Below are 12744 nucleotides of genomic sequence, written 5' to 3' on the forward strand. Positions count from 1 at the left end.
GTTCTCGAACGGCGATATAACCCGGGCGGGTAGCGGCATTTGCGGCTGCCATGGCCCTCATGCGTGCTATAGAGCAGCGCTTGGCGTACTGGCTTAAAATGGCTGGCCTTGTCCCAAGGAGCGCTGCAGCAGGCCGGTGGTATGACCATCTCGGGCCTGTCAGGCTTGGGCAGGTGGCTGGGTATGCTTTGCGCTGCCCGCAGCAACGGCGCTCACCTGTTCTATCGTGTGTTTCTGGTTTTCACAGGTGAGCCCCATGTCCGCGTCTGCTTCTCCCATTTCCGTCCCACCCATGCGCCTGTCGGGCCTGGAGCCCGTCTTCATCGGCGAGGGCACGCTGTTCGTCAACGTGGGCGAGCGCACCAACGTCACCGGCTCCAAGGCTTTCGCGCGCATGATCCTCAATGAGCAGTATGAGGAGGCGCTGTCGGTGGCACGCCAGCAGGTGGAAAACGGCGCCCAGGTCATCGATGTGAACATGGACGAGGCCATGCTCGACAGCAAGGCCGCCATGGTGCGCTTTCTGAACCTGATTGCTTCCGAACCCGACATTGCCAAGGTGCCGGTGATGGTCGATTCGTCCAAGTGGGAGGTCATCGAGGCCGGCCTGCGCTGCCTGCAGGGCAAGGGCATCGTCAATTCCATCTCCATGAAGGAGGGGGTGGACAAGTTCAAGCACGAGGCCAAGCTCATCAAGCGCTACGGCGCAGCCGCCGTGGTCATGGCCTTCGATGAGAAAGGCCAGGCAGACACCTACCAGCGCAAGGTCGAGATCTGCGAGCGCGCCTACCGCGTGCTGGTCGATGAAGTGGGATTTCCGCCTGAAGACATCATCTTCGACCCCAATATCTTTGCCGTCGCCACCGGGATCGAGGAGCACAACAACTACGCGGTCGAGTTCATCGAGGCCACGCGCTGGATCAAGCAGAACCTGCCTGGCGCCAAGGTGAGCGGTGGCGTGTCCAACGTGAGCTTTTCCTTCCGCGGCAATGACCCGGTGCGCGAGGCCATCCACACTGTGTTCCTCTACCACGCCATCCAGGCGGGCATGGACATGGGCATCGTCAATGCCGGCATGGTGGGCGTCTACGACGACCTGGAGCCGCAACTGCGCGAGCGCGTGGAAGACGTGGTGCTCAACCGCCGCCCCGACGCCGCCGAGCGCCTGCTGGAGATCGCCGAAGCCGCCAAGGGCGCAGCCAAGGACGATAGCAAGAAGCTCGAATGGCGCGGCACGCCCGAGCACCCCAAGACCGTGGGCGAGCGCCTGTCGCATGCGCTGGTGCACGGCATCACCGATTTCATCGTCGCCGATACCGAAGAGGCCTACCAGCAGATCGTGGTGCAAGGGGGCGGACGCCCGCTGCACGTGATCGAAGGCCCGCTGATGGACGGCATGAACATCGTGGGCGACCTCTTCGGCGCGGGCAAGATGTTCCTGCCCCAGGTGGTCAAGAGTGCGCGGGTGATGAAACAGGCCGTGGCCCACCTCATTCCCTATATCGAAGAAGAAAAGCGCCAGCAGGAAGCAGCGGGCCTGGACGTATCGAGCAAGGGCAAGATCGTCATCGCCACCGTCAAGGGCGATGTGCACGACATCGGCAAGAACATCGTCACCGTGGTGTTGCAGTGCAACAACTTCGAGGTCATCAACATGGGCGTGATGGTGCCCTGCCACGAGATCCTGGCCCGCGCCAAGGCCGAGGGCGCAGACATCATCGGCCTGTCAGGCCTGATCACCCCCAGCCTCGAAGAGATGCAGTACGTGGCGGGCGAGATGGACAAGGACGACTACTTCCGCATCAAGAAGATTCCGCTCCTGATCGGCGGGGCCACCTGCTCGCGCGTGCACACGGCCGTCAAGATTGCGCCCAAGTACGACGGCCCCGTGGTCTACGTGCCTGATGCCTCGCGCAGCGTGAGCGTGGCGCAAAGCCTGCTGGGCGAAGGCAAGCAGGCCTACCTGAGCGAGCTGGAGGCCGATTACGACAAGGTGCGCCACCAGCACGCCAACAAGAAGAAGACGCCACTGTGGCCCCTGGAGAAGGCACGCGCCAACGCCACGCCCATGGATTTTGCCGCCCACCCGCCTGTGGTGCCGCGCGCACTGGGCCGCCGCGTGTTCAAGAATTTCGACCTGGCCGAGATCGCCCGCTATATCGACTGGGCACCGTTCTTCCAGACCTGGGACCTGGCTGGGTCCTACCCCGCCATTCTTGACGACGAGGTGGTGGGCGAGGAAGCGCGCAAGGTGCTGGCCGATGCGCAGGCCATGCTCAAGAAGATCATCGAGGGCCGCTGGCTCACCGCCAATGGCGTGATGGCGCTGTACCCCGCCAACCGCGTGGGCGATGACATCGTGTTCTACAGCGATGAATCGCGCACGGCGGAACTGATGACCTGGTATGGCATGCGCCAGCAGACCGAAAAGCAGGTGATCGATGGCCCGGATGGCCGGCCCCTGATGCGCCCCAGCCGCTGCCTGTCGGATTTCGTAGCCACCAAGGAATCGGGCATTGCAGACTACGCGGGCCTGTTTGCCGTGACGGCCGGCATCGGCGCCGAGAAGAAGGACAAGGAGTTCCAGGACGCGCTGGACGACTACTCGGGCATCATGTTCAAGGCCCTGGCCGACCGCCTGGCCGAGGCCTTTGCCGAATGCCTGCACGAGCGCGTGCGCAAGGACCTGTGGGGTTACGCCGCAGATGAGGCCTTGAGCAACGAGCAGCTCATCAAGGAGCAGTACAAGGGCATCCGCCCCGCGCCCGGTTACCCGGCCTGCCCCGATCACACGGCCAAGATCGACCTGTTCCAGCTGCTGGACGCCAAGGACATCGGCATGGAGCTGACCGACAGCCTGGCCATGTTCCCCGCATCGAGCGTGAGCGGCTTCTACCTGGGAAGCCCCGAGGCCACCTACTTCAACGTGGGCCAGATCGGCGAAGACCAGCTGGCCGACATGGCCGAGCGCCGGGGCATGGACATCGAGGAGCTGCGGCGCAAGCTGGCGCCCAATCTGGGGTGATGGCATAGCGGACAAAACGCTGGTTGTACATGCGAAATCTACATATCGATTGAATGAAAACGTCGTTGCCTGACGACGGTTCGGCTTTCTACACTGACTTCACTGTGCTGCGGCCCGAGGGGCTGCACACGGGTTTGTTCAAGAAAGCATCGATATGAAAAACAAGACACTGGCGCTGGTCGCCACCGCTGCGCTGGCAGCACTGGCATCGGGCGCCGCCTGGGCGGATCGCCTGCAGGACATCAAGCAGGCAGGGGTGCTGCGCGTGGCGGCGTTTGATGCCAATCCGCCCTTCGGCTTCGTCGACCCCAAGACCCGCAAGATCGTGGGCCTGGACGTGGACTATGCGCAGGAGTTCGCCAAACGCCTGGGCGTGAAGCTGCAACTGGTGCCGACCAATCCGGCCAACCGCGTGCCGCTTTTGCTGGCGGGCAAGGTTGATCTGGTGTTGGCCAACTTCACCATCACCGAAGAGCGCGCCAGGCAGGTGGGCTTCAGCATTCCGTACTTTGCTTCGGGCACGCAGTTCATCGCACCCAAGGGCACATTGACCACGCCGCAGCAATTGAGTGCGCTGCGCATTGGCGTGGACAAGGGCACGACCAACGAGATCGTGCTGCGCGAAAAGTATCCCCAGGCCACCCTGGTGGCCTATGACGACACGCCGTTTGCCTTTACCGCGTTGCGCAATGGCAATGTGCAGGCCATTTCGCAGGATGGCCCCAAGCTGGTGGGCCTGCTGGCCACCATCAAGGACAAGCAGGAGCGCGACAAGTGGGAGGTTCCGGCCTTCACGATCTCCAGCGACTACATCGGCGTGGGCATTCCCAGGGGCGAGGCTGCTCTGACCGATTTCGTCAACACTGCCTTGCAGGAGCTGGAAGTCAATGGCGGGGCCGGCAAGATCTACGACACCTGGTTCGGTCCGCAAAGCGCGACACCACTGGTGCGCAATTTCAAGATTGGCGACAAGCGCTGAGGCCTGCCATCGGCCATAGCCATCGCCATGGCACCTGCCTGATCCCGGCCTGCGCCGGGACTCGGGTTTTGTGCGCTGACAGACATGCATCCTCTTCTTCTCTGGCTCGATCCGATCTGGCAGCACCTGCTGGCCGGTAAATACTGGCACTGGCTGCTCGGCGGCTGGTGCGTCACCATGCTGACCTCGCTGCTGGTCATTGCCGCAGCCACGGTGCTGGGCATTGGTTTTGCCCTGGCACGCAATTCCGGGCTGGCGCCGGTGCGCGGGCTGGCCCTGGCCTATCTGTCGGTGTTCCGCAATACGCCGCTGCTGGTTCAGCTGTTCTTCTGGTACTTCGGGGCGCCCAGCCTGCTGCCAGCCGAGTGGATGGCCTGGCTCAACAGGCCGCACCCGCTGGGCGGAGGCTGGTTCAGCCTGGGCTGGCCTTCCTTCGAGTTCATCTCGGCAGCGGTCGGCCTGGTGTTCTATTCCACGGCCTATGTGGGCGAGGAGGTGCGTGCAGGCATCCGTAGTGTGGCGCCCAACCAGGTTCAGGCAGCGCGCTCGCTGGGCATGACGGGCTGGCAGGTGCAGCGCCACATTGTGCTGCCGCAGGCGCTGGCCACCATTACCTCGCCGCTGCTGGGGCAGTACATGAACATCATCAAGAACACGTCGCTGGGCATGACCATAGGCTTGGTCGAGCTGTCCTACCGCGCGCGCCAGGCCGAGGCGGAGACCTTCCAGTCCTTCCAAGTGTATGGCATCACCACACTGCTGTACATCATGCTGATTCTCGCGCTGGAAGTGCTTGGCCAGCACCTGGAACGTCGGCGCCGCTGGGGCCGGGTACAGCCGGGGCGGGCATGAACTTTTCCGCATTGGAAGACGATTGGCTCTACCTGCTGGTGGGGACCTTCCCCGAGGGGCCGCCTGGCGGCGCGCTGCTGACACTGATTCTGAGCGCCAGCTCGGGCCTGCTGTCCGCCGTGCTGGGCCTGGTGCTTGGTGTGGCCCTGGTGATGGGAGTCGGGCCGTGGGCCCGGTGGTTGCGCACTGTGCTGGGTTTTTTGCGCGCGATTCCGGTGCTGCTGCTGATCTTCTGGATCTACTTTCTGCTGCCGGTGCTCTTCCATATGGATGTGCCCGGCAGCGTCTCGGTGGTCTGCGCGCTGTCGCTGGTCAGCGGTGCCTACCTGGCGCACGGGGTGGCAGCGGGCATCGGCGCGGTCGGGCAAGGCCAGTGGGATGCGGGGGCCGCGCTGGGCCTGACACGCTGGCAGGTGCTGCGCAGCCTGATCCTGCCCCAGGCCTTGCCGGTGATGCTGCCGTCGTTCGTGAACCAGTGGGTCACCTTGATCAAGGACAGCTCGCTCGCCTACATCGTCGGAGTGGGCGAGCTGTCCTTTCTGTCCACCCAGGTCAATGCGCGGCTGATGGTGCATCCTGCCGAGGTGTTTTTGCTGGTGGGCGCCATCTACTGGTTGCTGTGCTCGCTGCTCAACCTGCTGGCCTGGGCGGTGGAGCGCAGGGGCAGGGCGGGCTGGGCCCATGCGTAGGCAACAAAAAAGGACGCATGGCGTCCTTTTGCACTTTGAAGGTGAGGGCTTGCGGGCTTACTTGCCCTTCAGCTCGGCAATGTAGGCGTCGCGCGCCTTCACGCCGGTCGGGGTGAAGTCGGTGAAAACGCCATCGATGCCCAGGCGGTAGTAGGCGAGGAACTCCTGTACCGGGTCTCCCTTGTAGATACCGGCAAGGCGCCCTGCCTCGTTGCGGAAGGTGAAGCTGTGCACCACCAGGCCAGCCTTGTGCGCGTTGGCAATCAGGCCGGTGTCCTTGAGGGTGTTCACGTCCTTGAGGCCCGCGCCTTCCTTGTACGGCACCACCGAGTGGGCCAGCACCTGGGGTTTCCAGGGGCCGATGCCGTCGGCATAGGTCTTGATTTCGGCGAGGCCCGCCGGGGTCTGCATGACGGCGAAGGTGCGCGCATCACCGGCCAGCGTCCAGCTGTAGGGGCGGCCGCTGATGAAGGTCCACTCATCGGTGGTGATGTAGACCATCGAGCCATCCTTGAGGTCGAAATCGTTGCCGTCGATCAGCTGCACGCCCTTGGCCTTCATGCCGGCTTTGCGCAGGTATTTCAGGCTTTCGGGGTCAAAGCTCTGGATGTAGATGGGGGCATCCTTGCTGTTGAGCTTGTTCTTCTCCAGCAGGGCCAGGGTGGCGTCTTCCAGTGGGTGGCTGCCGGGCGCGCCGCAGCCGTTGGCGATGGCCTGCTGGTTGTTCCAGTAGGGGTTCTTGGTTTCGGCATAGACCGGGATGGTGCGGCCCACCGCCTTGCCCTTGGCCGTGGCGATGTCGATTACATCCTGCGCGCTGATGAGCGGCAGCTTGCCGTTCCATTCGGTGGGGCGGTCGGCACGGTTGTCCAGGGTGGTGCCGCCGATCCAGTCGCGCAGCTCCTGCATTGTGAAGTCGCTGATCGACCAGTCGTTGCTGTGGTCTTCGCCGTCGACCACCAGGGCCTTGAGCACCGACTTGGGGTCGCTGGGGTTGATCTGGTCGCTCAGGTATTGCGCGGGGCCGTTGGCGGGAATGGCGGGGTATTTCACATCCACCAGCACGCCCTTGGCCGTGCGCTTGCGGGCGGCTACGGCGGCGTTGGTCTTGGCAACGTCGGCGATGTTGGTGCTGTCCCCCAGCCACGCATTGTGGCGTGCCACCAGCTGGCAGTCGCGCGTCAGGTGCATGTCCAGCTCGATCATGTCGGCACCGGCGTCGATGGCCTTCTCATAGGCCATGCGTGTCTGCTCGGGATACATGCCGGAGTAGCCGCGGTGCGCGATCACCTGGGGCTGGTAGCCGTCCAGGGTGAGGAAGCGCACACCATCATCGCCGCCGCCACCGCCGCAGGCAGTCAGCAGCAGGGCGCCGCACAGGGCCGTGCCCAGCGCTGTCAGGTGGAACTTGGGGGTACGTGTTGTCATAGGAATCGACCAAGGGTTGAGAAAGCGAAAGGTGGGTGGATGCTGCGGGCGCCGTATGACTGTGGTGTGACAGTGTGCCCGGCCGTCAGCCTGCGCCAACGGCAACGCCGCCATGTGGCAGTCCGCTTGCGCAAACTGCTGCATGGCAGCGTACGGGATTGCGTGCGCTTTACCCAGAACTTTCGATATTGCGGCGCAGCAAATGTGGCGTAAACACTTTCTCGACTTTCTCAGGCGCGTTGCAGCAGCCAGACCAGCACCAGCGCCAGCGCAGCGGGCACGGCAAAGTTGAGCAGCAGGATGGGCAGCTCCTGCGCCACGGTGTAGCCTGCCTTGCTCACACCCACCCACATATTGGCCAGGGTCATCGCCAGCCATACAGGGATGAACGCCTTGGCGCCGGTCGCCATGCTGGCTGCATCGGCCCCCCACAGCTTGCCCAGCAGCACGAAAACGGCGAGCTGCAGCACGCCCGTCACCATCACCAGCAGCATGTGCATGGCGGTCTCCTCTTGGTTGAAAACAATGCGGCCTGCCGCTGGTGCAGGCCGTGTCTGCTTATTTTGTCGTGTAGCCGCCGTTGATCAAGATGGTTTGTCCGGTAATCCACCAGCCGTCGCTCACCAGGTGGCGCACAAAGGGCACCACGTCTTCGATATCGGTGAGCCCTGTCTGGCTGAAGGGCGAGAGGGCCGCTGCGCTCTTGTGGTAGGCCTGGGCATCGGTGCTTTCCTGGCCGTAGAAGAACGGCGTATCCATCGGGCCGGGGCCCACGGCGGTCACCGAGATGCCGCGTGCGCCGAATTCCTTGGCGGCGGCGCGGGTGTAGTGTTCGACCGGTGCCTTGGTGCCGGCGTACGACGAATAGAACGGCGTAAACGCTCCGAGCAGCGACGTCACCAGTGTGCAGACCTTGCCACCATCGTTCACATGCTTGCCCGCTTCCTTCAGAAAGAAGAAGGCAGCCTTGTTGTTGACGGCATCCATTTCGTCAAATTCGGCCTCGCTGATCTCGGCCATGGGTTTCTTAAGCACCTTGCCCACGGTGTTGATGGCGATGTCCGGGCGGCCCACGGCGGCAACGGCGTCGGCAAACAGCTTTTCCACCGCCGCTGCCGTCGTCAGGTCGCCCTGCAGGATGACAGCCTTGGCGCCGAGCTTTTGCACGGCAGCCAGGGTCTGTTCGGCATCGGCCTTGCTGGCCGCGCTGTTGTAGTGAATGGCAATGGCCTTGGCGCCGTGCTGGGCGAAATCCGTGGCGAGCAGGCCGCCCAGGTTCTTGGCGCCGCCAGCGATCAATACGGTCTTGCCCTGCAGGCTGTGTTTGGAGGAAGAAGACATGAACGAATACTCCTGTGCATGAATCAGAGGTGCCCAGCGTAATTGGTTATAAATCAAAGATAAATATAGAATTTAGTCCATATTTATTCAGAATTTACTAACAATCTACGCCTGCTCTGCGCACCATGGACCGTATTGACCTGCTCCAGATTTTTCTGCGCGTGGCCGCAACTGGCAGCTTTTCGCAAGCGGCCGATCAGCTGTCGCTGCCCCGGCCCACGGTGTCGCTCGCCGTGCAGCAGCTGGAGGCGCGTCTGGGCACACGGTTGCTGCATCGCACCACGCGCAAGGTGGCGCTCACACTCGATGGCCATGCCCTGGTGGAGCGCGCCAGCAGCCTGGTGGACGAGATGCAGGACCTGGAGCAGCGCTTTCGCCCCAACCACCATGCGGTGGCGGGTCGGCTGCGCATCGATGTGCCCAGCCGCGTGGCACGCCTGCTCATCGCGCCGGCCCTGCCTGACTTGCTGGCGCAGCACCCGGGGCTGGAGGTGGATCTGGGCTCCAGCGACCGCGCGGTCGATCTGGTGCTCGAACACGTGGACTGCGCGCTGCGCGTGGGGCCGCTTGCCGACAGCAGCCTGGTGGCCAAGCCCCTGGGCAGCATGCGTCTCATCAATTGCGCAAGCCCCGCCTATCTGGCGCAGCATGGCACCCCCCAGGCCCCGGCCGATCTGGTGGCGCACCAGGTGGTGCGCTACAACTCGCCTACCACTGGCCGCGCCGCGCCCTGGGAATGGGTGGAGGGCGGGAGCGAACACAGCCGGGTGGTGCCAGGCGCCGTGGGCGCCAACCATGTGGAGAGCTATATCGCCTGCGCCCTGGCCGGGCTGGGGCTCATCCAGATTCCGCAGTACGACGTGCGCGGCCACCTGCAAGCGGGTGAGCTGGTGGAGGTGCTGCACGATTACCCACCACCTGCCTTGCCGGTGCATGTGCTCTACCCGCACCGCACGCACCTCTCGCGCCGGGTGCGTGTGTTCATCGACTGGGTGGCGCAGCTGCTGGCGCAGGCGGGGGCAGTGGAAGATGCTATTTAATAAATGTCTTGAAAATCAACGCGCGCCAGCGGCGGTCAGCATTTTTTCCATGGCCTGGTAGCCCCGCTGCCTGGCATGGGTCAACGGCGTCACGCCGTCCTTGTCGGCCAGGTTCACATGGGCCTTGGCATCGATCAGCAATTGCACGATCTGCTGGTGGCGCGGGCCACCGTCCGACAGGATGATGGCTTCGAGCAGGCCCGTCCATCCCAGGCGGTTGACATGGTTCACGTCGGCGCCTGCGGCGATGAGGGTACGCACGGTCTCGACATGGCCGCGCTCGCAGGCGGGGATGAGCGCGGTGCCACCGTAGCGGTTGGTGCTGCGCAGATCGGCCCCATGGGCCAGGGTCATTTTCAGAATTTCCAGATGGCCGCGCGCACCGGCGTACAGGTACGGACTGTCCTGCATGTCGTCCTTGGCGTTCACATCGGCACCCGCCTCGATCAGCGCCCTGGCCGCATCCACATGGTTGCCATGGGTGGCCACCAGCAAGGCAGTGCGGCCCTGCGCGTCACGGGCGTCAATGGCGGCACCTTCCCTGATGCGCTGGCGGATCGTGGAGACATCATTGGCCGCAGCGGCCTGGTGCAAGCGGAGGCTGGTCATGGCAGGGGGGGATGGACGGGTTTGTGCGTTTGTGGTGGCCTGGGCATGGGCCGTTACTGCCCATGGCGCGCTGAGAGCGCCCATCAGGCAGAGTGCGAGAAAACGGTGCAAGGCTTTCCTCCTGGTCGTAGGGCGTGAGGAGATCATGTGGTGAAAGCGAAAGGTCTTGGAGATCGTAGCATTGCCCGAACCCATATACTCACAAATTAATAGCTGCTGGCGCACAACTGGTGAGCGCCAGCAGGTGATTTATATCGATATCGATGCTGACCGAATAAGGTGCGGCGACCTGTCATCCCTCCAAAACATGCTGAAAAATGCCGCACGCGCACACCGTTGCCGCGCAAAGTGCTATCAAAAACAAAGTGGAAACGCAGCGCTGCTGGGCCTGGGCTGGTGCGTGATGGCGGTGCTGGCGCTGGTGATGCTGTGGCTGCTGGCGCCGCTGCTCATCGGTATCGTGGTGGGCCTGGGGGTGACCGTGCTGCTGTGCCAGAGCATTCGCATCGGACGGGCGTGGCAGGCCAAGTCGCTCGGGAGTGCAGAGGCTGCCGAGGTGGCGGCGCGCACGCCGCGCTGGGTGCCGTTTGCGGCAATGCTGTTCACGTTGATCGGCGGCGCAACGGGCTGGCTCACCCTGTTCTGGCTGCCCGAGGGCCTGCATCCGGAACAGGTGCTCCCCCTGGGCACGGCGCTGCTTTGCGCGCTGGTGGTGTTCGTGCTGGTGTGGCTGGTGGGCCAGTTGTCCACCGGCTGGGGCCATCTGCGACAGGGCGAGGCCTGGAATGCAGCCCCCATGTCTTCGGATTGGTGGGTCTGGGCGCTGTTGTGGGCCCTGCCTACCGGGGTGGTGGTGGGGCTTGCGGCGCCGAACCAGGCAAGCCAGAAGGCCTGGGGTGAACAATGGCGTGGGTACTACAGCGTGCCCATTCGCATTGCGCTGGCACCTGTGGGCAACAGCGCATCACGCCAGCAACGCGATGCTGCCCTGCTGCAATTGGTGGGCCCCTTGCTGGAACAAGGCAGCCGCCGGGTGGAGGCCCGCCTTCGCACCCGCAACGGCACTACGGTCATGACAGCTGCCATTCCGGCGCGCTACCGTTGGACGGATGATGCGCTGGAGATTCGGCTGGCTGGCGAGCTGGAACCCCAAGCGCTGGCCTTGCACATGCAGGCGATGCAAGGGGCCACCCATGGCGATGCGGGAGCGTGGATGCTGCTGGGCATGGCGCAATGCCAGCCAGTTCCCAGCGCGCTGGCAGCGCTGAGCATGGCGCACCGCCGCACGCAGTGGCAGCGCACGCAGGCCTGCGCGAGGGAGCGGGGCGCTGAAATTCAGCGCCTGGCGGCTGTATTGCAGGGCCAGATCAGCGCCGTTGAGGTGTTGCCGGGCGTTCGCTTTCGCCCCTGGCCGCTGCGGCGTGGCTGGCGTGCGGTGGATTTACCCTCTGGCCAAGCGCTGGAAGCAGTACCTTTGCTGGCACGTTAACCCGTTTTTGAGAGACCCTGGGCCAAAGGCTGCAGGCAGTCTGCCCATTCACCCGGGTGCAAGCCATCCAGCGTATAAGGCCCGATGGCCATGCGTACCAGCCGCAAGGTAGGGTGGCCGATGGCAGCAGTCATGCGGCGCACCTGGCGGTTCTTGCCTTCGCGGATGATGAGCTCGATCCAGCAATCGGGAATGCTCTGCCGCACCCGGATCGGCGGGTTGCGCGGCCACATATCGGGTTGCGGGTCGAGCAGGCGCACCTGCGCGGGCAGCGTCTTGCCGTCTTTGAGCACCACGCCCTCGCGCAGTTGCTGCAATGCAGCATCGGTGGGAATACCTTCCACCTGCACCCAGTAGGTCTTGGCCATCTTGTGGCGCGGGTCCGCGATGCGTGCCTGCAGTCCGCCGTCATTGGTCAGCAGCAGCAGGCCTTCGCTGTCGGCGTCCAGGCGGCCTGCCACGTACACACCGGGCACGTCGATCCAGTCCTTGAGCGCCGTCCAACGCCCTTCGGGGGTGAACTGGCTGAGCACGCCATAGGGCTTGTGAAAGCGCAGCAGGCGCGGCGCGGCGGCTGGCGGGGGCTGGCGCCTGTTCATCGCAGCACCGGAGCCAGGGTGGCACGCAGGCGTTCGCTGGGTGCGGGTTCCGGCTCAGGCGGGGGCGGTGCGATCTCCAGCGCCTCTTCCACCTGGCCGATGTGCGCCAGCATCAGGGCGCGGGCCTGGGCGGTATCGCCGCGCTCCAGCGCCGCAACAATGCTGGCATGGTCGGTGCAGGATTGCTCGGCGCTGTGCTGCGACTGGTAGAGCGTGGCGGCCAGCGTGGTGCGGGCGGTCAGGTCGCGCAGGGTATTGGCCAGCAGGCGGTGGCCCATCTGCTCGGCCAGGCACACGTGAAAGTCGGCCAGCAAAAAGGCGCGGGTGGCGGCATCGGCGCCCCGAATGGCGCGCTCTTCCTCGCCGATGTGCTGGCGCAGCTGCCCGATCACCTTCTGCATCGGGCGCCCGGCCGCATCGATGATGCCCGATTCGATGATGCGGCGCGCGGCAAAGGCATCGCGCGCATCTTCGGCGCTGGGTTGCACCACATACCAGCCGCGTCGCGGCTGCACCTGCACGAAGCCACGCGCCTGCAACTGCATCAGGGCTTCGCGCACCACGGTGCGGCTCACGGCAAAGTTATCCGCCAGTTCCTGCTCCCCCAGCCGTTCTCCGGGCGAGAGCTTCTGCGCCAGGATGGCTTCGACAACGCGCTCGGCGATGGAGGTGGGGGTGACAGGAGACATGGAC

12 protein-coding genes and 1 riboswitch are annotated in these 12744 nt (G+C 64.3%); of the genes, 6 read left to right on the forward strand and 6 right to left on the reverse strand.

What is annotated here, in order from left to right:
- Positions 1-109: 109 nt before the first annotated feature.
- Positions 110-221, forward strand: a riboswitch (S-adenosyl-L-homocysteine riboswitch).
- A gap of 35 nt (positions 222-256) precedes the next feature.
- From metH to LAD35_RS01060, 4 genes are all read left to right on the forward strand, one after another.
- Positions 257-3025, forward strand: coding sequence for a methionine synthase (gene metH, locus LAD35_RS01045; protein ID WP_224150922.1), 2769 nt, complete (start codon positions 257-259; stop codon positions 3023-3025).
- Between the two features lie 154 nt (positions 3026-3179).
- A complete protein-coding gene (locus tag LAD35_RS01050; RefSeq protein WP_224150923.1) occupies positions 3180-4004 on the forward strand; it encodes an ABC transporter substrate-binding protein in 825 nt (274 codons plus the stop codon).
- Positions 4005-4088: 84 nt separating this feature from the next.
- A complete protein-coding gene (locus LAD35_RS01055) occupies positions 4089-4856 on the forward strand; it encodes an amino acid ABC transporter permease (RefSeq protein WP_224150924.1) in 768 nt (255 codons plus the stop codon).
- Positions 4853-5545: an amino acid ABC transporter permease gene (locus LAD35_RS01060; protein WP_224150925.1), complete on the forward strand. Its 693-nt coding sequence runs from the start codon at positions 4853-4855 to the stop codon at positions 5543-5545. The genes LAD35_RS01055 and LAD35_RS01060 overlap by 4 nt, the downstream gene beginning before the upstream one ends.
- A 57-nt stretch (positions 5546-5602) precedes the next feature.
- Here the strand turns inward: LAD35_RS01060 and LAD35_RS01065 are convergent, their stop codons facing one another.
- The 3 genes from LAD35_RS01065 to LAD35_RS01075 form a co-directional block, all read right to left on the reverse strand.
- Positions 5603-6973, reverse strand: coding sequence for a glycerophosphodiester phosphodiesterase family protein (locus LAD35_RS01065; protein WP_224150926.1), 1371 nt, complete (start codon positions 6971-6973; stop codon positions 5603-5605).
- A gap of 230 nt (positions 6974-7203) precedes the next feature.
- Positions 7204-7473 (reverse strand): hypothetical protein, encoded by a 270-nt coding sequence (locus LAD35_RS01070; protein WP_224150927.1) that lies wholly within the window; start codon positions 7471-7473, stop codon positions 7204-7206.
- Between the two features lie 58 nt (positions 7474-7531).
- A complete protein-coding gene (locus LAD35_RS01075; RefSeq protein ID WP_224150928.1) occupies positions 7532-8314 on the reverse strand; it encodes an SDR family oxidoreductase in 783 nt (260 codons plus the stop codon).
- A 125-nt stretch (positions 8315-8439) separates the two neighbouring features.
- Between LAD35_RS01075 and LAD35_RS01080 the strand changes: the two genes are divergently transcribed.
- Positions 8440-9354: a LysR family transcriptional regulator gene (locus tag LAD35_RS01080; protein WP_224150929.1), complete on the forward strand. Its 915-nt coding sequence runs from the start codon at positions 8440-8442 to the stop codon at positions 9352-9354.
- A 15-nt stretch (positions 9355-9369) separates the two neighbouring features.
- Here the strand turns inward: LAD35_RS01080 and LAD35_RS01085 are convergent, their stop codons facing one another.
- Positions 9370-10047 carry an ankyrin repeat domain-containing protein gene (locus LAD35_RS01085; RefSeq protein ID WP_377779855.1) on the reverse strand — a complete coding sequence of 226 codons (678 nt, stop codon included), beginning with the start codon at positions 10045-10047 and terminating at the stop codon, positions 9370-9372.
- 223 nt (positions 10048-10270) lie between these two features.
- Here LAD35_RS01085 and LAD35_RS01090 point away from each other — a divergent pair, with 223 nt between their 5' ends.
- The gene (locus tag LAD35_RS01090; protein ID WP_224150931.1) at positions 10271-11452 is read left to right on the forward strand and encodes a hypothetical protein; all 1182 of its coding nucleotides are present in this window, start codon (positions 10271-10273) and stop codon (positions 11450-11452) included.
- Here LAD35_RS01090 and LAD35_RS01095 read toward each other — a convergent pair.
- Positions 11449-12051, reverse strand: a complete 603-nt coding sequence (locus LAD35_RS01095) for a pseudouridine synthase (protein WP_224150932.1) — start codon at positions 12049-12051, stop codon at positions 11449-11451. The genes LAD35_RS01090 and LAD35_RS01095 overlap by 4 nt on opposite strands.
- Positions 12048-12740 carry a GntR family transcriptional regulator gene (locus LAD35_RS01100; protein ID WP_224150933.1) on the reverse strand — a complete coding sequence of 231 codons (693 nt, stop codon included), beginning with the start codon at positions 12738-12740 and terminating at the stop codon, positions 12048-12050. Before LAD35_RS01100 ends, LAD35_RS01095 begins: the two co-directional genes overlap by 4 nt.
- Between the last annotated feature and the right edge of the window lie 4 nt (positions 12741-12744).

It is taken from the genome of Comamonas odontotermitis, assembly GCF_020080045.1.
Lineage (GTDB): Bacteria > Pseudomonadota > Gammaproteobacteria > Burkholderiales > Burkholderiaceae_C > Comamonas > Comamonas odontotermitis.